Source organism: Aurantimicrobium minutum, assembly GCF_029894165.1.
Classification (GTDB): domain Bacteria; phylum Actinomycetota; class Actinomycetes; order Actinomycetales; family Microbacteriaceae; genus Aurantimicrobium; species Aurantimicrobium minutum_A.
The window spans coordinates 949855-975301 of record NZ_JARXXU010000001.1 but is presented as its reverse complement, the minus strand read 5'-3'; the positions used below and the strand labels follow the sequence as shown (position 1 = coordinate 975301).

The window sequence follows — 25447 nt, the reverse complement described above, 5'->3', positions numbered from 1 at the left end:
GATGAACATTACGGACACTCTCTACGAGATCTATCACGCAGCTTCTATCCCCATCAACATTGTGGTGACCGTTGTCACCGCAGCGATTATTCGCTGGATTTTGTTGGCTATGAGCCGCCGTGTGATTCGTCGCATGGTGACCGATGCCCACAACAAGAACCAGAAACATGCGCTTGCGGGCGTTCCGGCCAACATCACCGCGTTGCGCCAGGTTCAGCGCACCCAAACCATGGGCACCGTTTTTAGCAACGTGATCTCGTGGCTGGTAATTTCTGTGGCGGTCATTATCGTGTTGCAAGAAATTGGTGTCTCGGTGACTGCCATTGTGGCCTCTGCCGGTATCGGTGCTGCAGCCTTGGGTTTTGGTGCCCAGAACATTGTGAAGGACGTCCTCAACGGAATGTTCATGGTCTTTGAAGACCAACTCGGCGTGGGTGACCGCGTTGATGTGGGGCTCGCCATTGGCGTGGTGGAGTCGGTCGGTGTGCGCATCACCACGATCAGGGGTGATGACGGGACCATCTGGTTTGTGCGTAACGGTGAAATCACCCGTGTGGGAAACATGACATATGGTGAAGCCGCAGAGCCGATTGCCGCTTTTGTGAAACAACCCGCCAAGAAGCTTGTGACCAAGAAGGCCCCCGTAAAGAAAGCCGTCCGCGACACGAGCGCAACGCAGGCTTCTGAGTAATGAGCGAAGAACTGGTCTCCTTCTATGAGGAGGTAGGCGGTGAGGCGGTCTTTGCCAAGCTCGCTCACGAGTTTTACAAAGGTGTAGCCATGGACCCCGTGCTCAAGCCCATGTATCCAGAAGAGGACCTCGGCCCTGCAGAAGAGCGACTCAAGCTTTTCCTCGAGCAATACTGGGGCGGCCCCTCCACCTATAGCGATACCCGCGGGCACCCCCGCCTGCGGATGCGTCACATGCCCTACAGAATCAATCCGGACGCCCGTGATCGCTGGTTAGGCCACATGGAACATGCCGTGGACACCCTGCACCTCTCGCCCTTACACCGCGAAACGTTACTGAGCTATCTCGAGCGTGCGGCATATGCCATGACGAATACCTTCGAGGAATAACTACTTCACCAGAATGTGGCCACGCTCGGTCGTGATGCGCGTCCACGCGCCTGATTGCGTGACCTGAGCGATACCGGTTCCAAAGAATCCCAGGCCAAAGCCGGCAAAAGCGATCCCCGCTGGCACGGTAATGGCGGCCTCCGTGTGCTGCACGTTGAGGGGACGACGCCAGACTTCTTCGCGCACCGCGGTAACGATGTTGGTGCCCAGCCCGTTGGCTTGGGCCACTTCTTCAATCCCGGCTTTTGCAGTGAGGTGAAGCTCGATTTCGAGCATGTCACCGGTTGGCTTCCAGCCACCGCGGGGCGGGGCAACACCCGTCCACGCAATTCCCGCTTGTCCGACAGGCAGAGGAATCACGAGCGCGTCGTGGGCGAGACGATCGAGCATCGCGCGGACGTGCACCACGGTATCTAGGGAGGAATCTTCGGAGCGTTCAAAAATGCGCATTCCGAGCACCGTGGGAGCAATATCCAGCAATCCCTGGGGTGTCAAAACAGCCACATACGCCACGAGAGCAGTGCCGGCACCGATAAGCCAGACATGTTCACACCCGAGCCGATCAGCACGCTCGAGGAACGTCTTGAGGTCTGCAGAATCATGCTCGCTCGCGAGGGTCACCGTATTCGTCATGTCTCAACCTAAACTAGCGAATGAATCACTTCTGCGTTTCGCACCGAACCCGTTGAGGACTCATGCATCCTGTGTCATCCCACCCCAATACAGAGGCTCTTCTCGCCACGCTGAGCCTGGCCACCGAGCCCAGCGTCAACGGGGAGGATGTTTTCACTGCCCCCAGCCAATACATGCCGCACGGCCGCGTCTATGGCGGCCAGGTCATGGCACAGTCCCTCGTGGCCGCGTCGAACACGGTTGACCCAGAACGCCCCGTGCACTCTCTGCACGGCTACTTCTTGCGAGCCGGTGATGCCACCCAACCCATTACGTTCTCGGTGGATCGCATTCACGACGGTCGCTCTTTCTCGACTCGTCGCACCCAGGCCTATCAAAACGGCGCCCCCATCTTCTCCATGATTGCCTCGTTCCAAGTGGAAGATCCAGGACTGGATCATTTCATCGAAATGCCCAGCGATATTCCCGACCCTGAAACCCTGCCAACCGTGGAATCAGTGCTCGGAGACGTTGATCACCCCGTGGCAAAGTATTGGGCCACTCAGCGCCCGATTGACCTGCGTCACGTTGAATCCCCCATTTACCTCACTGTCAACGGCTCCCATGTGGCCCACCAAGCGGTGTGGATGCGCAGCTTGTCTGCCCTGCCCGATGACCCTGCGTTCCACCGAGCTGCCCTCGCCTATGCCAGCGACTACACCCTGCTCGAACCCATCCTGCGTCGGCATGGTGTTGCGTGGTCCACGCCCGGACTTAAAACGGCAAGCCTCGACCACGCCATGTGGTTTCACCGCTTTGGACGCATCGACGAGTGGGTTCTCTATGTCCAAGAATCCCCGAGTGCGCAAGGCGGCCGCGGTTTAACTCAAGGTCGGATCTATTCCCGCGAAGGAATACTTCTGGCATCTGTCGCACAAGAAGGAATGATTCGCGTTCCCGGAATGGAGATCTAATGGCAGCTCGTAATCTCACTCCCCAGCTCACACGCCGTGAACTCCTCGGCCTGAGCGCACTAGGGGCAGCCGGCGTCGCGGTGGTGCTCACAGGATGCTCGGCAGATCAAACGGCGACCTCGACAATGGTCACTCAATCTGGCCTCGAAGTAGGACCCGCGGGGGACGTCCCCGTCGGGGGTGGTGCAAATTTCACTGTTCAGGGCACCCCGATGGTTGTGACACAGGAGAGAGAGGGTGCATTCAAGGCATTCAGTGCCGTCTGCACACACCAAGGGTGCCTCGTGGGTTGTCGCGATAAAGAAATCGTGTGCGACTGTCACCAGGCCACCTATGACATGAGCACAGGTAAACCCACCGGTGGCCCTGCACAAGAACTCCTACAGCAATATGCCGTTGTTGTCACCGACGGCGTGATTTATACCGCGTAAGTACGCTGGAGAATCAGCCTCTCTGCTCTCGATTAATTTCCAGGAAGTCTCTTTCTCGAGATCTTCTTTAGATATTGGTGGCGCAGATTTCGAGCAGACTCAAAGAAATAGAGATCCGACTTCGTCAATGCATTGTCTTCGTCTTTTCCTCTAAGAAGCTCAAGAGTGCAATAAAGATCAGCAGCTTGGAAAAGTCGGTATTCAGATGGTGCAACATTTCGAAATTCAACGTTCAAAAAATATGCATTCATAACAACATTGAGAATTCTGGTGAGTTCCGCTTGGCCGTTGTCGTAATAAATGATGACGTTTTCAAAACCGCGAAAATAAGTGCTTAGTTCTTGAAGAAAACCACCCAGACCTCTCGAAATTGCTGCTTCCAGGGCAAGACGGTCCTTCACATCTTTCCGTCTGAAAAAGAGTGTCTCGTGATAAATGGGTGCGCTACGAACAAATGAAAAAAGTCGATCAACGACTGCCTTGCGAACATTCAGTGAAATATTTCGATATTCCGCTTCACCCCGAATTGCCGCACCACTGTGAACAGTGTGGTCACCCATATCTGTGTAGCTGAGCTTCTCTTGCAGTAGATCCAAATGTTTTTGGAGTAGTTGTTTCTGTTCATGGAAAACCATTGAAACAACGTAGTACCCAATGTCTGATTCGCCGAAGTCCCCCGACTCATCGACGAAAATACTTAGCGTCGACACCGCTACCCCATTCGCCAAAACAAAATGACGGAGGAAAATCCACCGTCATTTTTGTGTAGCGAAGGACTTCCTTCGCCTTGATGTGGACCCGGGTCTCTCGACCAGCCCAACGAGATAACTATAACAGGCACCGCTCAAAGCTTTGTCTTTGATTTTTCAATTTCTGTGGAAATTAATATGTAAAGCCTGCTTGACATAATCGATGATGTAAAGCAAGCTTTACATATGAAAAGTTCACTCCGCGATCTTCGAGCTAAAGCGGAACTATCTCAGGCCGATCTGGCAGAGCTGTTAGGCGTCTCACGCCAAACGATTAACGCCATTGAAACAGAGAAATATTCTCCTTCACTCGAGCTCGCAATCCGAATAGCACGCTATTTCGAATCAAATGTAGAAGAGGTGTTCCATGTTGACTAAACGCCGGATAAACAGTTCAGCATTTCCCGTTCTCCTTGGGATTATCGCCATTATTTTCGGGATTGAATTCATCGTTTTTGAATCCCCAAATATTTCGATACCAGCAATCATCCTGGGAATAATCTTGCTGGCGCTCAGCTTTCTCGCAAAAAGAAAATCAAGCACTCCTTTTGAGCGCATCTTGATGTTGAACCCCAGAGATGAACGCGAAGCCAAGCAGGTCGAGTGGGGATTTAGCCTCGTTGGCAAACTAACCCTAGCCTTGATATTCGCTATATTCGCCAGCATTCTGTTCTACAGCGGATACGCGTGGTACACAGATGACATTGCTTTCTCAAGCTGTATCGTTCCCCAAGGAACAACTGACCATTTCTGTTCCCCAAGCGCATTTTATTACTTCAGCTACACCTCCGTTTATGTTTTAGCTATTTTCGGAGTGATCGCTGTCTTGTCGAGCGTGTTTGCCGTAACGCGAAAAGTGAAGTAGTTCCTTCGTTTACCTCCAACCAGAGAGGTCCCCTTGAAAACTCACGGGACCTCTCTGGCTGGTAATCAACTATGTTCGGCGCTTGAAGCTCAGCGTGTCGCCCACATAGGGCGCGACGGCTTCACGTTCAATTTCCGTCATTCGACGTGGTTTTGTGGTCTTCGCATCAACCAGCACAATGGTCGTCGTTGCTTTGGCAAAGAGCTGCTGCGGGTTCTCTGCAGTCGCTGTTTGCGTCGGCGAGTAAATTTCGTAACACACTTCGAGGCTTGCTCCCCCGACGTGACCGAGCCACATCTGCAAATCCAGGGGCTCACGCATATACGGAATAGGTGCGAGGTATTCAATCTCTTGATGTGCAATGAGGGTGAAGGTGTCAGCCGTAGGCCCACCTTCGAGAATGCGGGTAGCCAAGTGATCGTCACCGTGCCCCGAATCCCCTGCCCAGAATGCGTGAATACGCGCTTCTTCGAGTAGGCCAAACATGGCGGCGTTATTCACATGCCCATAGGCATCCAGGTCAGACCAACGGATGTTCGTGGGGATGTGTAAACGCATCAGAATCCTTTAGTCGCGCGTGAGCTTGCGGTAGGTGCTGCTGTGTGGCTTGGCCGCGTCAGCACCGAGGCGCTCAATCTTGTTGGCCTCATAGGACTCGAAGTTACCCTCAAACCAGTGCCAGTAGCTGGGGTTTTCGTCGGTACCTTCATAAGCCAAAATGTGGGTGGCAATGCGGTCAAGGAACCACCGGTCGTGTGTGATGACCACAGCACAACCGGGGAATTCGAGCAGTGCGTTCTCGAGGCTTCCGAGAGTTTCCACGTCCAAGTCGTTGGTGGGCTCATCGAGCAGAAGAAGGTTTCCACCCTGCTTGAGCGTCAGCGCGAGGTTCAGACGGTTACGCTCACCACCGGAGAGCACACCTGCCTTCTTCTGCTGGTCTGGACCCTTGAAGCCAAAAGTGGAGACGTAGGCACGGCTAGGAATTTCGACGTTCCCGACCTGAATGAAGTCGAGACCATCAGAGACGACCTCCCACAGGTTGAGGTTAGGGTCAATACCGCCACGGCTCTGGTCAACGTAGGAAATCTTGACGGTTTCACCGATCTTAACTTCACCACTGTCTGGTTCTTCCATGCCCACAATGGTCTTGAACAGGGTCGACTTACCGGCACCGTTCGGCCCGATAATTCCAACAATGCCATTACGAGGAAGCGAGAAGGACAGACCGTCGATGAGGGTGCGGTCACCAAAGCCCTTCTTGAGGTTTTTGACCTCGAGGACAACAGCGCCCAGACGGGGACCTGCAGGAATCACAATTTCTTCGAAGTCCAGTTTGCGCGTCTTTTCTGCCTCCGCAGCCATCTCTTCATAACGAGCAAGACGTGCCTTCGACTTGGCCTGGCGTCCCTTGGCGTTGGAGCGGACCCACTCGAGCTCTTCAGAGAGACGACGCGAGAGCTTGGCGTCCTTCTTGCCCTGTACTTCCAAACGGTCGCGCTTCTTCTCCAAGTACGTAGAGTAGTTGCCCTCATACGGGTACAGGTGTCCGCGGTCGACTTCTGCGATCCATTCCGCGACGTGGTCGAGGAAGTAACGGTCGTGTGTGACGGCCAGGACAGCACCGGGATACTTGGCCAAGTGCTGTTCGAGCCAGAGCACTGACTCCGCATCGAGGTGGTTTGTGGGCTCATCGAGCAACAAGAGGTCAGGCTTCTGCAGGAGCAGTTTGCAGAGCGCAACACGGCGCTTCTCTCCACCGGAGAGCTTGTCTACAGGCCAGTCGCCTGGAGGACAACGCAGTGCATCCATGGCCTGGTCCAACTGAGAATCAAGATCCCAACCGTTGGCGGCGTCGATATCTTCCTGCAAGGTACCCATCTCGGCCAGAAGAGTGTCAAAGTCTGCATCCGGCTCACCCATGGCGGCAGAAATCTCATTGAAACGGTTGATTTTGCCCATGATCTCGCCAACACCGTCCTGCACGTTCTGCAGAACTGTCTTGTTTTCATCGAGTTCTGGCTCCTGCATGAGGATGCCAACCGAGTAGCCGGGGCTGAGCTTGGCCTCACCGTTCGACGGAGTGTCGAGACCTGCCATGATTTTCAAAATGGTCGACTTACCAGCACCGTTGGGTCCAACGACACCAATCTTGGCGCCAGGGAAGAACGACATTGTGACGTCATCGAGAATGAGCTTGTCGCCCACTGCCTTGCGGGCACGAACCATGGAATAAATGAACTCAGCCATGGCTCAATTCTAGGCGTTAGCTCAGTGGCTGAACGTCCGTGCCGATCAAGCACCCACCGCTAGCCAGAAGCGGCATCACTTTCGTGATCACGGTGGGCTGTGCAGGACCATATTGCCCAATCAAACACTCCCCGGCGAACTGCACCGCAATCTCCGACGTGTCAGCAGGCAAACCCGCTGCCGTGGTGGAGAAGGTGAACTGCACGGTTGCAGGGTCAAATCCTGACGCACCCACTGCCGAGGCAACTGCATACGAATCTGCTGCGGGGTCAGATGCCACAGTGGTGCTGATTACCCAGCCGAGATACTCAAGGTTCTCAGTTGCCGTGCCCTCGGGAAGAAAGACGGGGGGAGGCGTGGGGGTTGCTGTGGCAAGAGAAGTGGCAGTTTCAGAAGGTGACAGTGAAGACGCAGCCTTCTCGGACGGCGCAGAACAAGAAGCAAGACCAAGGGAAATCACCAGGGCACTCGTAACGATGACAGCACGGCGAATATTCATCGGGCACCTCCCTCCAACATGACAGAACGCCCCCAAGTCTAAAGGGGGCGTTCTGTGATTGAGCTCACATCAACTAGGCCGCGACTTTTTTGCGACCTTTGGCTGCAAGTGGGAGGTCTTCGTCGTCACCGTCCTTATCGGGGAGACCACCCCAGTCATCTGCGACAACCTGTGCCGCGTCGCTGGAGCTGGAATTACGAGTGTAGGTAGAGATTCCCCAGAGCAGGTCGTGGCCGACATTCTCCGCTTCAACCTCCACCGTGGTTCCTGAGCGGTCTGTGTTTTCCCAATCGCGAATGCGCAGTTTTCCGCTCACGACAACGCGATCGCCCTTGTTGACCGAGACGGCAACGTTATCGGCGAGCGCGCGGAAACTGGAGACGGTATACCAATTGGTGTCGCCGTCGACCCAGCGTTGTGTGGGGCGATCAAAGCGACGTTGGCTCGAGGCCAGACGAAAGCTTGTAATCGCGAGACCCTCACTGGTAGTGAGGTGTCGTGGGGTGGTGGCAACCAACCCGGTGAGTGTGATGGTGTCTGTCATGGTGACGTCCTTTCGTTCGGTAACACGTGAACGAAGAATGAGCCACTCAAGGACAACAATCAGGGCAGAACAGAAAACTAGTGGTTAATTCACCGGTTACAGGGCTGTGAAGGACTAGTTGCGGATGTAGGACGCGAACGATGCGCGCACCTTGTTGACCTTAGGAACAGCAACAGCAAGGCAGTAACCCTGACCTGGGTTACGAGCAAAGAAGTCCTGGTGGTATTCCTCGGCGTCATAAAACACTTCTAGAGGTTCCAGGGTGGTGACAATTCCGCCACCCCAGTATTCATTTGCACGTTCAATAGCAGCGGCAAACAGAGCTTCCTGTTCGGGGCTTTGGTAGAACATGGCTGAGCGATACTGCGTCCCCACATCATTACCCTGGTGGTTGAGCTGACGAGGATCGTGCAGGGTAAAGAACACATCAAGGATGACCTCAGCAGGAATCACAGCCTCATCGAAGACAACCTTGACTACTTCAGCATGACCGGTGTTGCCCGTGCACACGGCTTCATAGCTGGGGTTGACCGTGACACCACCGGCGTAGCCAGAGATGACATCACTGACACCGTTGAGTGTGCGGTAGACCGCATCAAGACACCAGAAACAGCCGCCACCAAGAACAAAAGTTGTCATAGCTCTAGATTAGAGACATTCCAGACGAAGGGTACCTATGTCGGCCGTATTGATTTCTCAGAACACCATCCCCACCAGCATCATCGGAGCGGTGGCCTACCGCATTCACTACCGCTCCCAGGATGTGCAAGGTAAAGAAACGGAATCGACGGGACTGGTGATTGCCCCCACAGCACCGGGGACAGAGCGGAAGGTCATGTCCTGGGCACACGGCACCACGGGCATGGGAGACGCATCCTGCCCTTCAGCTCAGCCCGAACCAGCTCGTGAACTCACCCTCTATTTCGCCTCCGGCTCGACTACCAACATTGACTACGGGGTCCCAGGTCTTCAGACATTCATTGACGAGGGCTGGATAGTTGTGGCCACGGACTACCAGGGCATGGGTACTCCTGGAACTCACCAGTACACCGTCAACGTCACGAATGCCTTAGATGCTGTCAACATCGTGCACGCAGCCCGTGAAATGAATATTGGAGCTGGAACCAAGTTCGGTGTTGTCGGATGGTCCCAAGGCGGCGGCACTGCTGCCGCCGCTGCTGAACTTTCTTCAGACGCTCTGGGCGAACTGGAACTTGTGGGTGCCGCGGCGATGTCCCCCGGTGTTCCCTCGGTTGCTTTGAAATTGCCCGGTCTGGGTGCCACTCTTGCAGGCGATGGCGCACCGACTCCCCCGGACGCTCACCTTTTCATGATCCTGGGGGCTTTCCCCGCAGCATTCCCTGAGACCCTTTCCTTGGATGACGTCTTCACCCCGCTGGGTAAGCAGATGTTCGAGGAGAACTGGAACACGGCCCCTGTGCACCACTTCGGTGACATCCTCACGCGCAACTTTCATCTCCAGGGCGCGATGATTCAGGTTGATAAGTCGAAACTTCCAATCTGGATGCAGGCATTTGAGAAGGGCTCTGCGGCCCAGATGAAGCCCAGTGCTCCCATACTCGTCCTTATCGATGGACAGGACCCCAACGGACCCTGCCCGCTACCCTGGCAACTGGGATACATTGACGCGATTAAGGCGCTCGGTGGTGACATCACCTCGTCGACCTACCCCAACGATGACCACTTTTCTCTGCCACAAAGTTCGATTGAAGAAGCCAGAACCTGGCTTGATTCTAAGTTCTAGATCTTTTACTGTGATGCCCACGTTCGCGGGGGCATCACAGGGTTAACGGTGTCCGTGAGTGCTCTAGATTAGACACTGACATGGGCTACATCATTGGACTTCTGGCTGCGCTTATTTTTGGCGCCAACGGAAGCGTTATCAAGGTTCTGGTCAGCTCGGGGCTCTCTGCCGCACAGCTGACTTTCTTTCGAACCCTGACTGTGATGGTGCTGACCGGTCTTGTTCTGCTGGTGAGCGACCGGAAGTCTTTCCGCATTTCTAGACGCCAATTGCTCTGGATGTTTGTGCTCGGCGTATTTGGCGTAGCCGGGCTGCAGTATTTTTACGCCGTCGCTGTCTCCCGGATCAGCGTCGGTATCGCACTGTTATTCGAATACTTGGCAGTATTGGCCGTCGCGGTGATTGCCCGAGTGTTCTTCAAAGAACAGGTCCGCCCCCGTATTTGGGTGGCTATCGGATTTGTCTTAGCCGGTCTAGCTATCGTGGCGCAGGTCTGGGATTCCCATGTAGAGCTGTGGGGCATGATTGCTGCCCTTATTGCCGCTGCCGCCTACACCGTCTACTTCATGGTGGGTGAGAAAGCACTCACGGTCATGAGCGTGATGGGAATGACGTTCTGGGCGATGCTGTTTGCCACAGCTTTCTGGGGAATCTTTAGTAGCTGGTGGGAAATTGACCTCTCCGTGCTCACCCAACAGATTTCGATGACAGGTTCACTCGAAGAGGTCATTGTTCCGCTCTGGGTTCCTTTGCTGTGGGCAGTGGTGGTGGGCTCTTTCGTCTCTTTCGTGCTCTCATTTGTCGCTCTCAAGCGCTTGAAAGCCACTCCTGCGGGCATCATTGCTTCCTCTGAAGTGATCTTCGCCTTCGTCGTGGCGTGGTTGTGGCTGGGAGAAGCACTCAACCTGGTCCAGATCCTCGGTGCCGCCATCGTGGTGGCCGGTATCGTGCTCGCGCAGACTGCCCGCCCAGGCAAAGTGATGGATCTTGACCTCGCTACGACAACCGCCGGCACAACCGGCACCATCACCACCCCCAAGGGATAAATACCTGAAGTGTGGGCGTGGGAGAACTCCCCCGCCTGTGCATCGCCATAGTTTGAAAACTATGAACTGGCTCAATGACATTCAAGATTTCTTTTCCTCAAACGCAAACAGTGCGACCATTTTGGTGCTCGCCTTTTTCCTTATCGGCGTTGTCGTCGCCCTGATCCTAGGTGGCGCTATTGCCTCCAAGGTGAGCAGCCGACACATCAAAGCCAATGAAGACCAGGCCAAGTCTGCTGTCATTGCCTCGCTCATCGATGTCGCAACGGAGGCCTCTGTCTGGAATGCACTCAGCCCCCAGGAGCAGATCCTCAGCGACCGTGCTGTGGGCCAGATTGACATTCGCGTGCGCCTCCTCAACGTCAAGGGTGCAGGCATCGCAGCGGACTGGGCAACCCACCAGCTCGGTGAAATGAAGCGCAACTCTGCCACCTTCGGCTACCAACTGGACCCTGCTGTCACCGAGTTCCGTGACCGCCTCTTGCTCTGGCTGCACAGCCCCAGCAAGGCCAACAAGATTTTCACCAGCGACCTCGAGCGCTGGGCCTACCAGTCAGTAGCCCCAGAAGCTAAGGTTGCCGCTGCGCAGGACGCGTGGGTCGCCCAGCAGTATGAACAGAGCTATGCAGAAGCGGCCACCGCTCCGGTGGAAACCCCTGAACCTGTCTACTATGCAGCGCCTGTTGCGACCCCCGAGGAAGACGCGCTCTCGTCGCTTCGCCTTCCTCGCGAGGATGAAGATGACCGTGGCGGCATTCCCAACATGTTCTAAAGCTTGAATACACAGTGATGGCCTCCCTTCGGGGAGGCCATCACTGGTTAAGACTCGAGAACTAATTCAGCAACGAGGAGAAATGTTCCTGAACAAAGGCGGTGCTGAATGTTCCCTCATGATCGACGAGGGCCTCGAGGCCCTTGGGTGCGATCATGACGGACTTTTGTGGCCTCGAAATCAGGAATCCGGTCTCTAACATGGTGTCGAGATAGGGCGTGAGCTTGTCCACGACGAGTTCTAACGTCTCTTTATCGGAATCCTCATCGAGGATCTCCAGCTCCTCGGCCACCAGCTTCACAGCGGTGTTGCGATGCACGATGTCACCGTCATGCAACACAAAGAGGAAAGTGTGGGCAATCTTGCCGATGGCGTGTAGCTGTTCTTCATTCACGGGGGTATCCACGCACACAACTGTATCGAGAGCTGACTAGCTCTCGGGCAACAGCACTTTCTTGCGTGCCACTGCAACGGCGGTCTTGATCACCAACACGATCACGAGAACGGCCAACACCACATACAAACTCACGGCCACGACCAGGAAGAACACTTCTTGCACCTGGCCATAGTAAATAAAGCTGGCAATCGTGATAGCAGCCAATGGAAAGCTAAATGCCCACATCGTGATGGTGAACGGTAAGCCAATAAAGCGACGGAACTGCGTAATAACCATCATGGTCATGAACAGGCCGAAGAAATACATCACTCGACCAAAGTCATCGACCTGACCGCCATGCATGGAAGTCCACGCGGTGAAACCAATCGAAGGCGGCACGATGAAAATAAAGAGCGTGGGGAGCAAGCGCTGAGGCATGGGGGCGTGAAAAAAACTGCGGTTGAGGCTAATGGCCATCAGAGGCAGCCAGAACACGATACCGATGGCGAAGAAGAAGTAGGAAACCTCGAGATAGCCCAGCTCACCTCCCAGAATGGGCACGAGCAAGTTGGCAATGATGGGGATAAACCATGCCGGAGAGTTGTGCTCTGTACTGAAATGCTCCCGGTGAATCCAGCGATCAAGAATAAACAGCGCAAAGCACAGCTGAACAGCCACGGCCACCCACCAGAGCCCTTGCGCAAACGCAGGGAAATAGACATACGACGCAGTAGCAATGAGAATCAACCCGATAGACGTTGTGGGGAAGAAACTCAGTCGAACAGGATGATTAAGTTCATCTGTGACGCTGCCGGGGAAGCGAATGATTTTTGTGACATATGCCGCGAAGACTGTCAGCCAGACCGCAGCGGTGATGAACAGCAACATCATGGAAAGCCCGGCATGCCAGTCGAGCAGGAATTCGAGCTTCTCTGTCGCGATCGTGAGACCACCCAGCCCCATTACCGTGGTGAACAGGGCGATAGGGAGATGACGAATACTTGCTGCTTCTGCGCTGGTTTCTCTCACGTATTCAGCCTAAATCCCGTTCAAATCTATTCTCGACATTACCAAAACACTTGAAGACGTTTGAAAACTAATGTTCCTTTCAATTTCAGACATAAAGTATATTTTCCCCATATAATGAGGGAATAACACCTTAGAATTTGGGGAATACATTGTCTGCTTTTGGCGCTCGACTTCGAGTAATTTTTTCAACGCTCGTATCTATCTGTATCGGGATGTTTACTATTTTTGTCACAGGAGTCAGCGCTCAAGCAGTAGTTGTAGATGCCAACTACACCCCAATTGCCTTTTCTAACAACATCGAAATTGGAACTAACGCTGCAGTTGGCTACACACATCGATATACAAATGCTGTGGTAATCGGTGGTCAAGCAGTTGATGTTATTTTTACCGTTGCATCCAAAACCACTGGTGGGACTATCTCCAAAGTTGATGAAGCTGGGGCCCCTTCAGGCGCCACAAACGCGATGATCAACTCAACTGTGAACTTTTCTGGAAGCTCTGATTCAATCACCTATCAACTTGATTTTGTTGAAGGAGGAACAACCACCCCAATCACTCTTCAAAATGTCGCAATTAATGTCGGTGATATCGACCTTCAGCAATTCGCTCAATTTGCAGGAATCACTAGTTATAAACTTTCTGCAGCATCACAAAGCCCTGCATCCAATGTTTCGGTCCTGACCCCGCAAACCGCCACCGGATCTATTCCGGCTGGGTCTTATCGTTTTCAATCCACTAGTTCCAGCTCTACAGCAGCAAATGAAGAAAACTGGGTCGAAGTTATCTATGGTCAGGTGAACTCTGTCGAAATTGTACTAGGTGCCACCCAATCTGGTGGAGCTTATTTCAGTATTGATTTTCAACCATCTTTATGGCCTGCAACCCCCGTTACAACTACACCTGCAGCAACTTCCTATACGATCTCCTACGACGGAAATACTTCTAGTGGTGGAACGGTTCCAGGCCCAACAAATGGCACAGGGAGTCAAACAATTCTTGGCAACTCTGGCTCTCTGGTAAAACCTGGTTATACCTTTGCCGGCTGGAATACCTCGCCTAATGGAACAGGCGCGACCTACACCTCAGGTTCCTCAATAATCCCAATTAACAACACAACACTTTACGCACTGTGGACCCAAGGTTCTTCGACTTACACACTGAGTTATGACTCAAATAACGCTGGCACAGGTGGTACCCCATCCAATACCATCGGAAGCGGCTCTACTTCTACAGCTCCAAATAGTGGAAACCTAACTCGACCCGGGTACACATTTTCTGGCTGGAATACTCAAGCAGACGGATCTGGGATTTCCTACCAACCAGGAGATGCCCTCAATCTCACATCAAACATCACCCTTTATGCGATGTGGGCTCCTGCCTTAGCAACAACAGGAATTAATGAAGTTTCATGGAGTCTTCTCCCTCTAGGACTTGCTCTAACCCTCTTTGGATTTTCATTTTTTTTCGGTTCAAGAATTAGGTCCCTGCGCCGCCACTAGCAGCTCATTCCGTTGGGAGTCAGGACAATAGCTCATTGATAGTCTTGTTATGCCCTTGTGCACCCCTCCGTAGCTCAGTGGATAGAGCAAGAGCCTTCTAATCTCTTGGTCGCAGGTTCGATTCCTGCCGGGGGGACCAAAATTTACAGCCCATTCTGAGGCGCTCATGGTTATCATCAGAAGTAACCCCAATAGAGCCACATAGGAGTGGAAATGAGCACGTACGTCGTCACAAACCCTGCAACTGGTGAAAGCGGAAAGCCCTACGCCGCGACTACAGATGCACAGATTGCTGCAGCAATCGATGCAGCTCACACCACGCACCAGACATGGTCGAAGAGCACCACGGTTGCCCAGCGCGCAGGGATGATCGAAAAGGTTGCTCAACTTCACCGCGACCGTCGTGACACTCTCGCCGAGATCATTGTGCGCGAGATGGGTAAGCCCCTAGCTCAGGCCTATGGCGAGGTCGACTTCTCCGCTGACATCTATTCTTTCTATGCCACCAACGGTGAGCGTTACCTCGCTGACGAAGCTATCCCTGAGTTCGAAGGTGATGGCACTGCCATCATCCGTCGCTCCTCACTCGGCGCACTTATCGGCATCATGCCGTGGAACTTTCCTTACTACCAGGTGGCACGTTTTGCTGGTCCTAACCTGGTCCTGGGTAACACCATTCTGCTCAAGCACGCGTCGCAGTGCCCCGAGTCTGCAGCAGCCATGGAACAGATCTTCCTCGATGCTGGTTTCCCTGCTGGTGCCTACCAAAACCTCTATGCAGACAGTAAACAAATTGCCGGCATGATTGCAGACCCTCGCATTCAGGGCGTGTCCCTGACCGGTTCCGAGCGTGCGGGTGCCGCAGTTGCTGAGGTAGCTGGCCGCAATCTGAAGAAGGTTGTTCTCGAACTCGGTGGCTCGGACCCCTTTATTCTGTTGGGCACCAACGACATGGATGCTGCTGTGGAAGCAGCAATCGCTGGGCGTAACGACAACAACGCCCAGGCATGCAACGCAGCCAAGCGTTTTGTCGTGATCGAGAGCCTGTACGCCGAGTTCTTGGAGAAGTTCACGGCCAAGATGGTCGAGATGGACCCCACAGACCCCATGAACGAAGACACCTACCTGGGACCCCTGTCCTCCGTCAGCGCTGCAGACGGCCTGGAAGAGCAGATCTCCCGCGCTGTGGCACAGGGTGCCACTGTGCATGCACGCACTCCTCGTAACGGCACCTACTTCGGTGGCGTGGTACTGACCAACGTCACCGCAAAGATGGATGCTCACCACGAAGAGTTCTTCGGACCTGTTGCCATTGTCTACTCGGTCGCGGATGAGGCAGCTGCTGTGACTCTGGCTAATGACACTCCCTTCGGCTTGGGCTCCTACCTGTTCAGCACCGACGACGCACAGATCATGCGCGTAGCCGACCAGATTGAAGCAGGCATGGTCTATGTCAACGGTGTGGGATTGGACAGCCCTGAGCTTCCTTTCGGTGGCATCAAGCGTTCCGGTTTCGGCCGTGAACTCGGCCGCTTCGGTATCGAAGAGTTCGTGAACCGGAAGCTCATCCGTATTCTGAAGTAATTCTTTCCGTGACCGGGGATCCCGCAGTCGATAAAACTGCGGGATCCCTGGTCGTTTAACCTCACGAACCCTGGCGTCGGTGGGCACGCCTAGAATTGAGGCATGGGAACACCGAATGAGTACATGGTCTGGATTGACTGCGAAATGACCGGTCTCAACCTCGATGTTGATGAACTGGTTGAAGTTGCCGTGATCATCACAGACTCAGAGCTCAACGCCGTGCACGAAGGTTTCGACATCGTGATCAACCCGAGTCAGGCTGCCCTGGACAACATGGGTGAATTCGTCACCAACATGCACACCCACTCAGGTTTGATCGAGGAGATCCCCCACGGGGTTTCGTTGGCTGACGCCCAGGCACAGGTCCTGGCCTACATCAACGAGCATGTTCCTGAGGCTCAGAAGCCTCCTATGTGTGGAAACTCAATTGGCACCGACCGGGCTTTCATCGTTCGATACATGCCCGAGGTTGATGAGCGCTTGCATTACCGCAACATCGATGTGTCTTCTTTGAAAGAACTTGCTCGTCGTTGGTTCCCTCGCGTCTACTTCAACTCCCCCAGTAAAGACGGTGGACACCGTGCACTGGCAGATATTCGCGAGTCCATTCGTGAGCTGGACTACTACCGCCAGGCACTGCTTGTGGAAGCCCCTGGCCCCACGAGCGAAGAGGCCGGCAAGGTCTCAGCAGAGGTTGTGCTGAAGCACTCATAAGCAGTTCATCTGCTCAATTTTTGTCCTCGCGCTGAGCGTGTAAGATTATTGAGTTGCCGATTCGTCGGACACACAACATGGTGGGTATAGCTCAGTTGGTAGAGCGCCTGATTGTGGTTCAGGAGGTCGCGGGATCGATGCCCGTTACTCACCCCAGATAAACAAAAGCCCGGAAGCACTGCTTCCGGGCTTTTGTGTTGTCTAGTTGACGAGGTCTACTTACTCGTTTTCGTCTTCTGAAGTGTAGGTGTCGCTTGCGGGTTCGTTGAAGGTGTATCGAACGTGCAGCTTGCCTGCAACCTCACGGGTGTCTACAGCGAAGTAGCGGAAGATTGACTCAATACCGTCGACGAGGGCAACCTCGCTGAGCTTCTCGTCGTGGGTGCCACGAACGAGTACGCGCTCTTCTGCGGATCCTGCAAGAGGACCGTCAATGAACTCGGCGGTGAAGTAGACGTCGGTGTGATCTGGTGTAGTCATAGTTCTAGGCTACTCGCTTGAGAGCACCACACGTGTCGCAACAGCTTGCGGGTTGTGAACAACACAATATTCAGCAAATTGCTCATCCCACTGGGTCCAGTGCTCAGCAAAGTTCTCTTCGGTTCGCGACAGTGCACGTTCTTTTCTTATTGCCGCAGGGGCGTCTAACCACAACCTGACTTGGGAGAGTTCTTCTGCACCCTTCGGGCTTGAGCCACAACCTTCAATCAGCAGGGGCACTCGTGCTTCCACAGAATGCCACTCGCTCATCGAGTCGCTTTCCCAGTCGTATCTTTGCCAGCGAGTATCTTCCCCACGGGAGCGTTCCTGCAACATCCGCAGGGCCTGCATCGAGCCGCGACCTAGCCCGTCCCACCCGGGATAGAGGTCATCCATGTGAACAACCTGCAGCTTCTCCTCGGTATTCCAACGCAACTCGATCTGGCGAGCCAATGTGGTCTTCCCAGAACCGCTGGGACCATCGATCAAGAAAGTCGGAGCAGGTGCGCCGGGCACGAGCTTCACGGCCTCGAGATAGGCGCTGGCAGTGTCATGCATGTGGGAAATGATGTGCTCAAAATCAGGAGATAACAAAATTCCACGCTCCTGTCATGACAGCCAGCAGGACAGCAATGAGTGCAATAGCTGTCGCCCCTGCCACAAACACACCATCTCTCAGGGTGAAGGTGGCCGTGCGCGCCCAGGTCCGCTGAGTGGGCGCATCAAAAGCACGTGCCTCCATCGCCGTTGCAAGCAGACTTCCCCTTCGCACGGCAATGGTCAGGAGTGCCATCGCTTGGTGCCCAAATCTCGCCACTGCGGTCCACGGCCCTCCCCCGTCAGCTATGCCACGAGCTCGTCTAGCTAGACGCAGCATGCGCCAGTCATCGCGCATGAGACCCAACATCCGGATGGCAGCAAGTGCACCAATCACGAACCGGGCAGGCAGATGCCACAGCTGAGCCAAACCGTCCGCCAGGTCTGTGGGATCGGTTGTGGCAAACAGCACAACGGCCGGAAGTGCCACGGCGATCACGCGCAAGGTAATGGTGACCGCAAGGGCCACTTCTCCTTTAGTGATGTTCCAGGGTCCAAGCGAGAGAACGACATCGCCTTCATCTCGCCCATAGAGCAAGCCCGCAAGACCCGCGAACGGTGCCGCAATCAGGAGTGGACTCAACACACGCAGGAGCCTCCGAGCAGGAATACCTGCCCAGGGCAGCAGTGCCAACTCGAAGATTAACGCCACCGCTGCCGAGACGGGATCGAGGGACACGAGCAGAACACTTCCCAGGATGGCAGCAGCTAGAAGCTTCGCTAAGGGGCTCACCCGTGTCATGCGTCGCCGCCCAAGTGAATGACGCGGTCAGCCACAGCCTGCACGAGTTTCTCATCATGGGTGACGATGACCACGGCGTGGCCTTCGGCACGTAATTCGGTAAACAACGCCACCATTTCTGTCCAGGTCGTAGCATCTTGACCGAAGGTGGGTTCATCGAGAATGAGAACCTTGGGCTGGGTCGCCAGGACAGTTCCCACGGAAAGGCGTCGTTGCTGTCCACCTGAGAGGGTGAACGGGTGTGCATTCTCAAGATCTCTGAGATGAAGACGGTCCAGAAGTTTTTCTACCCGGGCAGATTGTTCATCCCGGGAAAGTGTGAGGGCTCCAGGGCCGACAGCGAGCTCCGCTCGCACGGTCCCGGCAACAAACTGATGCTCGGGGGCTTGAAACACACTTCCGATGCGGGACAGGAGTTCCCGGGAGCGCCACGTGATGGGCTTAGTCGAGTGTGCAGTACCCGTGAGCGATCCACCGGCACGCACCTGGCCAGACCTCGGTGGATACAAACCGCCCAGAGTCAGAGCGAGAGCCGTCTTGCCCGCCCCATTTGGCCCCGTGATAGCAACGATTTCTCCCGCGTAGACATCCACATCCAGAGGGGTGGTGACGTGAAGACTCCCCGGGTGGGCAGCGTGGAGGTTCTCCAGGTGCAGCAGGGGCTGAGAACCGGTGGGGGCTGGACGTTCACGTGCCGTGGCCTCAGTCTGGGGCAACCAGACCCCTGCAGTAGCAAGCACATTTCTCACCTCAGGAGACATGTCCTCCGGTGCCCCATCCCAGAGCACACCATCAGCCGCCAGCACAATCACCCGGGTGGCGAAATCCCACCACAGATCAACCCGGTGTTCCACCATGACAATGGTGGGTTGATGATCCTCGACAACAAGCGTGAGTGCTTCTTTGAGTTGTCTCGCACCAATCGGATCGAGGTTTGCTGTGGGCTCATCGAGTGCAATCAACTCAGGTTGCATTGCCAACACACTGGCAAGTGCAAGGCGTTGCTTCTGCCCACCTGAGAGTTTCGATGTCGAATGATCAAGCGGAACATTCAGCCCGACAAGGTGAAGTGCTCTCTGCACCCGGGCCCATATTTCTTCAGCTGGGACACCCAGATTCTCACACCCGAATGCGACGTCATCGCCGACGCGTTCCAGGATGACCTGGTTTTCAGGGTCCTGCAAAACAAGGCCCACGGCGCCGCGAGCACGTTCGGGGCTCACACCATCAAGTGAGATCTCACCAACCTGTGTCCCCTCGTCCGCGCCCAAAACACCAGCCACCGCGCGCAGCAGGGTGCTTTTACCGACACCCGAAGACCCCAGCAGAAGCACACGCTCCCCCGGGGTGATGTCGAAAGAAATATTCGACAGGGCAGGAGTGGAGCGGGCAGCGTACTGCCAACCCCACCCTGCAACCGAAAGTGAGACCACTAGGAGTTCTGGCGTCCTGCAGCGAATCGAGTGAGTGCACCCGCGCGAGCAAGTCCCCTCACCATGAACCACGGCACGAGGCCACCCAGCAGAGCACCCGAGATCACAGCACACACCACATAAGTGGCCTGGAATAGAGCATCCACGCCGGGATACCAGACCAGAAGGTCATTGATGCTCATCGCGACACCAGCCCCAGCACCGGCCAACACCGAGGTGAATACGGACCAGTTGGCGTAGAGGAAAAGGGCAAAGATGATCTCTGCACCAATACCTTGAACCAGCCCGGAAACCAGAGTGCCAAAACCCCATTGACTCCCAATCAGCGCAGAAACCGTCGCTGCGATGAGTTCGGTATAAATTGCTGCACCGGGCTTGCGCACGATCAGTGCACCCAGGATGGCGGCAAACAGCCAGCCACCGCCTAACAAGGCGGTCAGGCCTGGCGTTGCAGCGAGGGCCACGGAAAGCGGGCCATAAGCCAATCCCCACGCCCAGAAAATGATGCCAGAGGCGACACCAATAACACTGGCGACGACGATGTCGACGACGCGCCAGCGGTACTTACTTACAGTTGTTGCGTGCACTTTCGTGCCCCTTTCCATAGAAATGAGGGCACGGGATATACGTTGAGAATGCCTCCCTGCGCTGGCATGATCCAGATCAGGTTCGACGGTCGAAAGTTACGAAACTTTCCTCTCAGCCCGGTGTACCGGACTCCCGTGTTGGTTCAATCTTACGCAGGAAGGAGGCCGGACGGACACTATCGGGACCAAACTTTTCTCCCACCTGATCCATCGCGATTTCGGCGTCCTTCCAGGGGTCTGTGTCTTCTTCCCACAACGAGAGCTGCTGACCACCGGCTTCCACCAACGATGCCGCCCGCACCCCCATCAATCGAACCGAGCGTCCACCCAGTCGCAGGTCCTCCAGAAGTTCACACACCACCTTGTGTATTTCCCGGCCCACGCTCGTTGCTTCCGGCAGAGTGCGTGAGCGAGTAATGGATTCGAAGTCGGAGTAGGTCACCTTCAGGCCGATGGTGCGAGCCTCGAGCTGCGCTTTGCGCAGCTGGGCTCCCACTTGGTCGGCCTGGAATAACAACGTGGCTTTGAGCGTGTCGAGATCGGTCACGTCTTCAGTGAAGGTGTGTTCTTTCCCCATGCTCTTATCCACGCGCTCGGTCGACACCGGGCGCGGATCACGCGCCCAAGCGAGGGCATAGAGGTGAGAGCCGGCTGCCTGACCGAGCGCCGAAATGAGGCTAGATTCTGGCGAATGGGCAACATCTGAGACGGTGTGTAACCCCCGCCTCTTTAAAACTTCTGCAGTTTTCTTTCCCACGCCCCACAGTGCATCGATGGGGAGCGGGTGCAAAAACTGGAGGGTGTCCTCTTCTGGAATGACAAGGAGGCCGTTGGGCTTCGACTTCGTCGAGGCCAGTTTGGCCACAAACTTGGTGCTTGCCACCCCCACCGAACAGGGCAAGCCAGTTACAGCTTTAACTCTGGTCCGGATCAAGGAAGCGATCTCTTCGGGAGTTCCAAAAATCTTTGTCGCCCCCGAGACATCGAGGAACGCTTCATCGATAGAGAGTTGTTCCACCAGGGGCGTGAAGTCATGGAAAATCTTCATCACCAAGCGCGAGTAATGTCGATATTTCTCAAAATGTGGCTCGAGAACAATGACATCTGGAACGAGTCGTCTCGCCTGAACCAAAGGCATGGCGGAGCGGATACCTAAAGCACGAGCTTCGTACGTTGCGCTTGTGACCACCGAACGCGGGGAATCGTGAGCAACCACCGCGGGTTTGCCGACCACCTCTGGCCGCTCTAATACCTCCACAGACGCGAAGAACGCGTCCATGTCGATATGAAGGATACTAGGCGCGGTTCCACCTGGAAGCGAGCGCGAAGGCCAGGGTTACACCCAGGACGCCGCCACCGAACAATACAACGCCGTTCTCGGGGTAGGTAAACGCTTGAGCCATCAACCAGCAAGAAAAGAGAGAAACAGCCATTACGAGGACAAACATGAGAATTCGCATGGGAACTCCTTAAAACTGGGGGGATGTAGGTTGTTGTATTTAGTTTAGAGCGCAGCAGCACGTTCTAGCACGAGTTCACGAACGCGTGCCGCATCCGCTTTCCCTTGCATCGCCTTCATCACAGCACCGATAACCGCACCAGCAGCCTGAACCTTGCCGTCCTTGATCTTTTCAAGGACATCCGGCTGAGCGGAAAGTGCCTCATCGATGGCGGCAATGAGGGCGCCATCATCGCTGACAACGGCAAGTCCCTGTGCTTCCACGATTTCGCGAGGCGAGCCTTCACCCGCGGCGACTGCTTCCAAAACCTGACGAGCCAAACGATCAGTCAGAGTTCCCTCATCAACCAATTGTTGAAGTTCGGCTACCTGGGCAGGTGAAATATCAATACCTTCATCACCCTCGGCCGCGTTTGCCAAACGTGCAATCTCACCGGTCCACCACTTGCGCGCAGCCTGAGGCGTTGCGCCCGCAGCGACAGTTTCAGTGATTTCACTGAGCAGTCCCGAGTTGACCACATCTTGGAACTCGAGGTCAGTAAAGCCCCAGTCAGCCTTGAGGCGACGACGACGATCTGCCGGCTTCTCTGGCAGTGCCGCACGCAGCTCTTCAATCAGAGCTGGGTCGGGCACGACAGGAAGCAGGTCGGGTTCGGGGAAGTAACGGTAATCATCCGCATCTGACTTGGGGCGACCGGCACTGGTAGCGCCGGTGTCTTCGTGCCAGTGGCGGGTTTCCTGGATGATGGTTCCACCGTCGGCGAGGATCTGTGCCTGGCGCTGGATTTCGTAGCGCACCGCACGCTCGACCGAACGCAGCGAGTTCACGTTCTTGGTTTCGGTGCGGGTTCCCAGCTTGTCCGAACCGCGCGGACGCAGCGAGACGTTGGCGTCGCACCGCAGGTTTCCACGTTCCATTTTGGCGTCAGAGATGCCCAGAGCAATGACGATGTCACGGATCGTGGCGACGTATGCCTTGGCCAGTTCGGGGGCGTCGTGTTCGGCGCCCTCAATCATGCGGGTCACGATTTCGACGAGGGGTACACCGGCACGGTTGTAGTCCACGAGGGAATATTCCGCACCCTGAATACGACCGGTGGATCCACCGACGTGGGTGAGCTTTCCGGCGTCCTCTTCCATGTGAGCACGCTCAATGTCCACCTGGACGATGCGACCGTTGGGCAGCTCTACTTCCACGTTTCCGTTGATCGCAATGGGCTCATCGAACTGAGAGATCTGGTAGTTCTTCGCGAGGTCGGGGTAGAAATAGTTCTTGCGTGCGAAGGAGGAAGATTCTGCAATCTCGCAGCCCAGAGCGAGACCCAAACTGATCGAATACCGAACGGCTTCTTCATTGACCACGGGAAGTGAGCCAGGTAGCCCCAAACACGTGGGAGTGATGTTCGTGTTGGGTTCACTACCAAAGTTGTTGGGAGCAGCCGAAAACATCTTGGTCTTGGTGGAAAGTTCGACGTGGACTTCGAAACCAAGAACGGGTTCGAAGAGCTCGAGCGCCTTGTCGTAATCCATGAGCTTTGCTTTAGCCATTAGAGCGCCCCTCCCTTGAGTTCTGGTGCTTGGCTGAGCAGGGTGTGGCCCCACTTCTTCTCGAGGAGTGCCTCGAGCGCTGCGCCGACGTTGTAAAGACGTGCATCTTCACGAGCAGGGGCGAGGAACTGGATGCCGACAGGCAATCCGTCCTCGTCTGCGAGGCCGGCAGGGATGCTGATGCCAGGAATACCGGCCATGTTGGCAGGAATGGTTGCAATATCTCCGCGCCACATTGCCACGGGGTCATCGAGCTGCTCACCGAGCTTCCACGCCGTCGTGGGAGCAGTGGGGGAAGCCAAGACATCTACCTTGCTAAACGCATCTGCAAAGTCACACTGCACGAGGGTGCGCACCTTTTGCGCTGAACCGTAATACGCGTCGTAGTAGCCAGCAGAAAGGGCGTAGGTACCCAAGATGATACGGCGCTTCACTTCAGCACCGAAGCCCGCTTCACGGGTGGCCGACATGACCTGCTCCACCGTTCCGCCACCTTCCGGCTGCACGCGCAAACCAAAGCGGACGGAGTCAAACTTAGCCAGGTTGCTGGAAGCTTCCGCAGGAAGAATCAGGTAGTACGCAGCAACCGCATGCTCAAGACTCGGCAGTGAGACGTTCACAATCTCCGCACCGCTGGCCTTGAGTAGTTCCAGAGATTCGTGGAAGCGAGCAAGAACGCCAGGCTGGAACCCTTCGCCATCGAGCTGCTCGATGACACCAATCTTGAGTCCCTTCACGTTCGCGTTTTTCACTGCGTCAGCAAAGGACGGCCACTCGTCCGTCAGGGAGGTGCTGTCGTGGCGGTCATGACCCTTGATCACGTCGTGGAGAAGCGCAGAGTCCAGCACGGTGCGGGTAACCGGACCAATCTGGTCAAAACTGGAGGCCAGTGCAATCGCGCCATAGCGAGAGACACCTCCGTAGGTGGGCTTCACGCCCACGGTGCCGGTGATGTGGGCAGGCTGGCGGATAGAACCACCAGTGTCAGAACCCAGTGCCAGGGGTGCTTCATAGGCAGCCACAGCTGCGGCTGAGCCACCGCCGGAACCGCCCGGAATACGGTCAAGATCCCACGGGTTACGCGTGGGACCGTAAGCAGAGTGCTCTGTGGAAGATCCCATGGCGAATTCGTCCATGTTGGTCTTGCCCAGGGGAACAAGTCCTGCTTCACGAACTTTGGTGACGACGGTGGCATCGTAGGGAGACATCCACCCTTCGAGAATCTTGGAACCCGACGTAGAAGGCATGTCGGTGGTGACCAGCACGTCCTTGATCGCGATAGGCACACCATCAAGATCACTGAGCGGCGCACCGGCAGCTCGGCGTTCATCCGAAGCCTTCGCCGCAGCGAGGGAAACCTCTGCATTGACGTGCAGGAATGCGTGAACATCTCCGTCAACGGCTGCAATGCGATCGAGGTGTGCTTGGGTAATCTCGACCGAGGTTGTGGTGCCCGCAGCCAGCATTTCTGCCAGCTCGGCTGCGCTCTTGTGAATGAGGTCAGACATTTACTGCTCCTCCCCCAAAATCGCGGAAACCTTGAAGCGGCTGCCGTCGTGTTCGGGCGCAGAGGCCAGAGCCTTGTCGGTGGGGATGACATCTGCGACGACGTCCGCACGGTACACATTCTTCAAAGGGATGGGGTGACTGGTGGCAGGCACGTCAGGCGTCGCCACGGCCTGCACAGAAGCAACCGCTTCCATGATCTGGCCTAATTCAGTCGTCATCGTCGCGATTTCCGCGTCGGAAAGGTCAATACGGGCCAAGTTAGCCAGGTGGCGCACCTGCTCGGCAGAAATGTCAGACATAAGT

Annotated in this window: 31 protein-coding genes, 2 tRNA genes and 1 riboswitch; of the genes, 14 read left to right on the top strand and 19 right to left on the bottom strand. The window is 55.4% G+C overall.

The window, feature by feature from the left end; translation table 11 throughout:
• Nucleotide 1: 1 nt before the first annotated feature.
• Both M2119_RS05015 and M2119_RS05010 read left to right on the top strand, forming a co-directional pair.
• Nucleotides 2–691, top strand: a complete 690-nt coding sequence (locus M2119_RS05015) for a mechanosensitive ion channel family protein (RefSeq protein WP_280803855.1) — start codon at nt 2–4, stop codon at nt 689–691.
• Nucleotides 691–1080 carry a globin gene (locus M2119_RS05010; RefSeq protein WP_280803854.1) on the top strand — a complete coding sequence of 130 codons (390 nt, stop codon included), beginning with the start codon at nt 691–693 and terminating at the stop codon, nt 1078–1080. Before M2119_RS05015 ends, M2119_RS05010 begins: the two co-directional genes overlap by 1 nt.
• On the opposite strand, the gene M2119_RS05005 is transcribed toward M2119_RS05010, so the two are convergent.
• Nucleotides 1081–1713, bottom strand: a complete 633-nt coding sequence (locus M2119_RS05005) for a hypothetical protein (protein ID WP_280803853.1) — start codon at nt 1711–1713, stop codon at nt 1081–1083.
• Between the two features lie 62 nt (nt 1714–1775).
• Between M2119_RS05005 and M2119_RS05000 the strand changes: the two genes are divergently transcribed.
• Both M2119_RS05000 and M2119_RS04995 read left to right on the top strand, forming a co-directional pair.
• Nucleotides 1776–2666 carry an acyl-CoA thioesterase gene (locus M2119_RS05000; protein ID WP_280803852.1) on the top strand — a complete coding sequence of 297 codons (891 nt, stop codon included), beginning with the start codon at nt 1776–1778 and terminating at the stop codon, nt 2664–2666.
• The gene (locus tag M2119_RS04995) at nt 2666–3097 is read left to right on the top strand and encodes a Rieske (2Fe-2S) protein (RefSeq protein ID WP_280803851.1); all 432 of its coding nucleotides are present in this window, start codon (nt 2666–2668) and stop codon (nt 3095–3097) included. The genes M2119_RS05000 and M2119_RS04995 overlap by 1 nt, the downstream gene beginning before the upstream one ends.
• 32 nt (nt 3098–3129) lie before the next feature.
• Here M2119_RS04995 and M2119_RS04990 read toward each other — a convergent pair whose 3' ends face one another.
• Nucleotides 3130–3807, bottom strand: coding sequence for a DUF3800 domain-containing protein (locus tag M2119_RS04990; protein ID WP_280803850.1), 678 nt, complete (start codon nt 3805–3807; stop codon nt 3130–3132).
• Between the two features lie 225 nt (nt 3808–4032).
• Between M2119_RS04990 and M2119_RS04985 the strand changes: the two genes are divergently transcribed.
• Together M2119_RS04985 and M2119_RS04980 are read left to right on the top strand one after the other, a co-directional pair.
• Nucleotides 4033–4224 carry a helix-turn-helix transcriptional regulator gene (locus M2119_RS04985; protein WP_280803849.1) on the top strand — a complete coding sequence of 64 codons (192 nt, stop codon included), beginning with the start codon at nt 4033–4035 and terminating at the stop codon, nt 4222–4224.
• On the top strand, nt 4214–4711 hold the full coding sequence (locus M2119_RS04980; protein WP_280803848.1) for a hypothetical protein: 498 nt from the start codon (nt 4214–4216) through the stop codon (nt 4709–4711). Before M2119_RS04985 ends, M2119_RS04980 begins: the two co-directional genes overlap by 11 nt.
• Nucleotides 4712–4780: 69 nt before the next feature.
• Here M2119_RS04980 and M2119_RS04975 read toward each other — a convergent pair whose 3' ends face one another.
• The 5 genes from M2119_RS04975 to msrA all read right to left on the bottom strand — a co-directional run bounded on the left by M2119_RS04975 (nt 4781) and on the right by msrA (nt 8643).
• A complete protein-coding gene (locus tag M2119_RS04975) occupies nt 4781–5269 on the bottom strand; it encodes an acyl-CoA thioesterase (protein WP_280803847.1) in 489 nt (162 codons plus the stop codon).
• A 9-nt stretch (nt 5270–5278) separates the two neighbouring features.
• A complete protein-coding gene (gene ettA, locus M2119_RS04970) occupies nt 5279–6961 on the bottom strand; it encodes an energy-dependent translational throttle protein EttA (RefSeq protein ID WP_280803846.1) in 1683 nt (560 codons plus the stop codon).
• Between the two features lie 16 nt (nt 6962–6977).
• Nucleotides 6978–7460, bottom strand: a complete 483-nt coding sequence (locus tag M2119_RS04965) for a DUF6993 domain-containing protein (RefSeq protein ID WP_280803845.1) — start codon at nt 7458–7460, stop codon at nt 6978–6980.
• A 73-nt stretch (nt 7461–7533) separates the two neighbouring features.
• Nucleotides 7534–8004: a single-stranded DNA-binding protein gene (gene ssb / locus M2119_RS04960; protein WP_280803844.1), complete on the bottom strand. Its 471-nt coding sequence runs from the start codon at nt 8002–8004 to the stop codon at nt 7534–7536.
• Nucleotides 8005–8118: 114 nt separating this feature from the next.
• Nucleotides 8119–8643, bottom strand: a complete 525-nt coding sequence (msrA, locus tag M2119_RS04955) for a peptide-methionine (S)-S-oxide reductase MsrA (RefSeq protein WP_280803843.1) — start codon at nt 8641–8643, stop codon at nt 8119–8121.
• 37 nt (nt 8644–8680) lie between these two features.
• Here msrA and M2119_RS04950 point away from each other — a divergent pair, with 37 nt between their 5' ends.
• The 3 genes from M2119_RS04950 (at nt 8681) to M2119_RS04940 (ending at nt 11587) form a co-directional block, all read left to right on the top strand.
• A complete protein-coding gene (locus tag M2119_RS04950; RefSeq protein ID WP_280803842.1) occupies nt 8681–9769 on the top strand; it encodes an alpha/beta fold hydrolase in 1089 nt (362 codons plus the stop codon).
• 80 nt (nt 9770–9849) lie between these two features.
• Nucleotides 9850–10815 (top strand): DMT family transporter, encoded by a 966-nt coding sequence (locus M2119_RS04945; protein ID WP_280803841.1) that lies wholly within the window; start codon nt 9850–9852, stop codon nt 10813–10815.
• 61 nt (nt 10816–10876) lie between these two features.
• On the top strand, nt 10877–11587 hold the full coding sequence (locus tag M2119_RS04940) for a hypothetical protein (protein ID WP_280803840.1): 711 nt from the start codon (nt 10877–10879) through the stop codon (nt 11585–11587).
• A 61-nt stretch (nt 11588–11648) separates the two neighbouring features.
• Here M2119_RS04940 and M2119_RS04935 read toward each other — a convergent pair whose 3' ends face one another.
• Together M2119_RS04935 and M2119_RS04930 are read right to left on the bottom strand one after the other, a co-directional pair.
• On the bottom strand, nt 11649–11993 hold the full coding sequence (locus tag M2119_RS04935; protein WP_280803839.1) for a hypothetical protein: 345 nt from the start codon (nt 11991–11993) through the stop codon (nt 11649–11651).
• A 24-nt stretch (nt 11994–12017) separates the two neighbouring features.
• Nucleotides 12018–12992: an SLAC1 anion channel family protein gene (locus M2119_RS04930; protein ID WP_280803838.1), complete on the bottom strand. Its 975-nt coding sequence runs from the start codon at nt 12990–12992 to the stop codon at nt 12018–12020.
• 149 nt (nt 12993–13141) lie between these two features.
• Here M2119_RS04930 and M2119_RS04925 point away from each other — a divergent pair, with 149 nt between their 5' ends.
• The 5 genes from M2119_RS04925 to M2119_RS04905 all read left to right on the top strand — a co-directional run bounded on the left by M2119_RS04925 (nt 13142) and on the right by M2119_RS04905 (nt 16945).
• Nucleotides 13142–14491: an InlB B-repeat-containing protein gene (locus M2119_RS04925; protein ID WP_280803837.1), complete on the top strand. Its 1350-nt coding sequence runs from the start codon at nt 13142–13144 to the stop codon at nt 14489–14491.
• A 63-nt stretch (nt 14492–14554) separates the two neighbouring features.
• Nucleotides 14555–14630, top strand: a tRNA-Arg gene (locus tag M2119_RS04920).
• Between the two features lie 74 nt (nt 14631–14704).
• Nucleotides 14705–16075, top strand: a complete 1371-nt coding sequence (locus M2119_RS04915) for an NAD-dependent succinate-semialdehyde dehydrogenase (RefSeq protein ID WP_280803836.1) — start codon at nt 14705–14707, stop codon at nt 16073–16075.
• A 102-nt stretch (nt 16076–16177) separates the two neighbouring features.
• Nucleotides 16178–16789, top strand: coding sequence for an oligoribonuclease (gene orn, locus M2119_RS04910; RefSeq protein ID WP_280803835.1), 612 nt, complete (start codon nt 16178–16180; stop codon nt 16787–16789).
• Between the two features lie 80 nt (nt 16790–16869).
• Nucleotides 16870–16945: transfer RNA gene (locus tag M2119_RS04905), tRNA-His, on the top strand.
• A 63-nt stretch (nt 16946–17008) separates the two neighbouring features.
• Here M2119_RS04905 and M2119_RS04900 read toward each other — a convergent pair.
• From M2119_RS04900 to gatC, 10 genes are all read right to left on the bottom strand, one after another.
• A complete protein-coding gene (locus tag M2119_RS04900; RefSeq protein ID WP_280803834.1) occupies nt 17009–17269 on the bottom strand; it encodes a hypothetical protein in 261 nt (86 codons plus the stop codon).
• Between the two features lie 9 nt (nt 17270–17278).
• Complete coding sequence (locus M2119_RS04895; protein ID WP_280803833.1) at nt 17279–17827, bottom strand: ATP-binding protein; 549 nt, start codon at nt 17825–17827, stop codon at nt 17279–17281.
• 22 nt (nt 17828–17849) lie between these two features.
• Nucleotides 17850–18608: an energy-coupling factor transporter transmembrane component T family protein gene (locus M2119_RS04890; RefSeq protein WP_280803832.1), complete on the bottom strand. Its 759-nt coding sequence runs from the start codon at nt 18606–18608 to the stop codon at nt 17850–17852.
• On the bottom strand, nt 18605–20041 hold the full coding sequence (locus tag M2119_RS04885) for an ABC transporter ATP-binding protein (protein ID WP_280803831.1): 1437 nt from the start codon (nt 20039–20041) through the stop codon (nt 18605–18607). The genes M2119_RS04890 and M2119_RS04885 overlap by 4 nt, the downstream gene beginning before the upstream one ends.
• Complete coding sequence (locus M2119_RS04880) at nt 20041–20628, bottom strand: ECF transporter S component (RefSeq protein ID WP_280803830.1); 588 nt, start codon at nt 20626–20628, stop codon at nt 20041–20043. Before M2119_RS04880 ends, M2119_RS04885 begins: the two co-directional genes overlap by 1 nt.
• A 39-nt stretch (nt 20629–20667) precedes the next feature.
• A riboswitch (TPP riboswitch) is annotated at nt 20668–20775 on the bottom strand.
• A complete protein-coding gene (gene dinB, locus M2119_RS04875; RefSeq protein WP_280804456.1) occupies nt 20741–21922 on the bottom strand; it encodes a DNA polymerase IV in 1182 nt (393 codons plus the stop codon). It overlaps the preceding riboswitch by 35 nt.
• A 1-nt stretch (nt 21923) precedes the next feature.
• Nucleotides 21924–22088 (bottom strand): hypothetical protein, encoded by a 165-nt coding sequence (locus M2119_RS04870; RefSeq protein WP_280803829.1) that lies wholly within the window; start codon nt 22086–22088, stop codon nt 21924–21926.
• 44 nt (nt 22089–22132) lie between these two features.
• Nucleotides 22133–23635: an Asp-tRNA(Asn)/Glu-tRNA(Gln) amidotransferase subunit GatB gene (gene gatB / locus M2119_RS04865; protein WP_280803828.1), complete on the bottom strand. Its 1503-nt coding sequence runs from the start codon at nt 23633–23635 to the stop codon at nt 22133–22135.
• Nucleotides 23635–25143 carry an Asp-tRNA(Asn)/Glu-tRNA(Gln) amidotransferase subunit GatA gene (gatA, locus tag M2119_RS04860; protein WP_280803827.1) on the bottom strand — a complete coding sequence of 503 codons (1509 nt, stop codon included), beginning with the start codon at nt 25141–25143 and terminating at the stop codon, nt 23635–23637. The genes gatB and gatA overlap by 1 nt, the downstream gene beginning before the upstream one ends.
• A complete protein-coding gene (gatC, locus tag M2119_RS04855; RefSeq protein ID WP_280803826.1) occupies nt 25144–25443 on the bottom strand; it encodes an Asp-tRNA(Asn)/Glu-tRNA(Gln) amidotransferase subunit GatC in 300 nt (99 codons plus the stop codon). It abuts the gene before it with no gap.
• Nucleotides 25444–25447: the final 4 nt, after the last annotated feature.

Coding starts and splice junctions, on each gene's coding strand:
- gatA (WP_280803827.1), bottom strand. CDS start 25,143: ATGTCTGACCTCATTCACAAGAGCGCAGCCGAGCTGGCAGAAATGCTG.
- M2119_RS05000 (WP_280803852.1), top strand. CDS start 1,776: ATGCATCCTGTGTCATCCCACCCCAATACAGAGGCTCTTCTCGCCACG.
- msrA (WP_280803843.1), bottom strand. CDS start 8,643: ATGACAACTTTTGTTCTTGGTGGCGGCTGTTTCTGGTGTCTTGATGCG.
- M2119_RS04965 (WP_280803845.1), bottom strand. CDS start 7,460: ATGAATATTCGCCGTGCTGTCATCGTTACGAGTGCCCTGGTGATTTCC.
- gatC (WP_280803826.1), bottom strand. CDS start 25,443: ATGTCTGACATTTCTGCCGAGCAGGTGCGCCACCTGGCTAACTTGGCC.
- M2119_RS04890 (WP_280803832.1), bottom strand. CDS start 18,608: ATGACACGGGTGAGCCCCTTAGCGAAGCTTCTAGCTGCTGCCATCCTG.
- M2119_RS05010 (WP_280803854.1), top strand. CDS start 691: ATGAGCGAAGAACTGGTCTCCTTCTATGAGGAGGTAGGCGGTGAGGCG.
- M2119_RS04975 (WP_280803847.1), bottom strand. CDS start 5,269: ATGCGTTTACACATCCCCACGAACATCCGTTGGTCTGACCTGGATGCC.
- M2119_RS04900 (WP_280803834.1), bottom strand. CDS start 17,269: ATGACTACACCAGATCACACCGACGTCTACTTCACCGCCGAGTTCATT.
- M2119_RS05015 (WP_280803855.1), top strand. CDS start 2: ATGAACATTACGGACACTCTCTACGAGATCTATCACGCAGCTTCTATC.
- M2119_RS04870 (WP_280803829.1), bottom strand. CDS start 22,088: ATGCGAATTCTCATGTTTGTCCTCGTAATGGCTGTTTCTCTCTTTTCT.
- M2119_RS04915 (WP_280803836.1), top strand. CDS start 14,705: ATGAGCACGTACGTCGTCACAAACCCTGCAACTGGTGAAAGCGGAAAG.
- ettA (WP_280803846.1), bottom strand. CDS start 6,961: ATGGCTGAGTTCATTTATTCCATGGTTCGTGCCCGCAAGGCAGTGGGC.
- ssb (WP_280803844.1), bottom strand. CDS start 8,004: ATGACAGACACCATCACACTCACCGGGTTGGTTGCCACCACCCCACGA.
- gatB (WP_280803828.1), bottom strand. CDS start 23,635: ATGGCTAAAGCAAAGCTCATGGATTACGACAAGGCGCTCGAGCTCTTC.
- M2119_RS05005 (WP_280803853.1), bottom strand. CDS start 1,713: ATGACGAATACGGTGACCCTCGCGAGCGAGCATGATTCTGCAGACCTC.
- M2119_RS04980 (WP_280803848.1), top strand. CDS start 4,214: ATGTTGACTAAACGCCGGATAAACAGTTCAGCATTTCCCGTTCTCCTT.
- M2119_RS04895 (WP_280803833.1), bottom strand. CDS start 17,827: ATGCATGACACTGCCAGCGCCTATCTCGAGGCCGTGAAGCTCGTGCCC.
- M2119_RS04940 (WP_280803840.1), top strand. CDS start 10,877: ATGAACTGGCTCAATGACATTCAAGATTTCTTTTCCTCAAACGCAAAC.
- M2119_RS04945 (WP_280803841.1), top strand. CDS start 9,850: ATGGGCTACATCATTGGACTTCTGGCTGCGCTTATTTTTGGCGCCAAC.
- M2119_RS04985 (WP_280803849.1), top strand. CDS start 4,033: ATGAAAAGTTCACTCCGCGATCTTCGAGCTAAAGCGGAACTATCTCAG.
- M2119_RS04950 (WP_280803842.1), top strand. CDS start 8,681: ATGTCGGCCGTATTGATTTCTCAGAACACCATCCCCACCAGCATCATC.
- M2119_RS04995 (WP_280803851.1), top strand. CDS start 2,666: ATGGCAGCTCGTAATCTCACTCCCCAGCTCACACGCCGTGAACTCCTC.
- orn (WP_280803835.1), top strand. CDS start 16,178: ATGGGAACACCGAATGAGTACATGGTCTGGATTGACTGCGAAATGACC.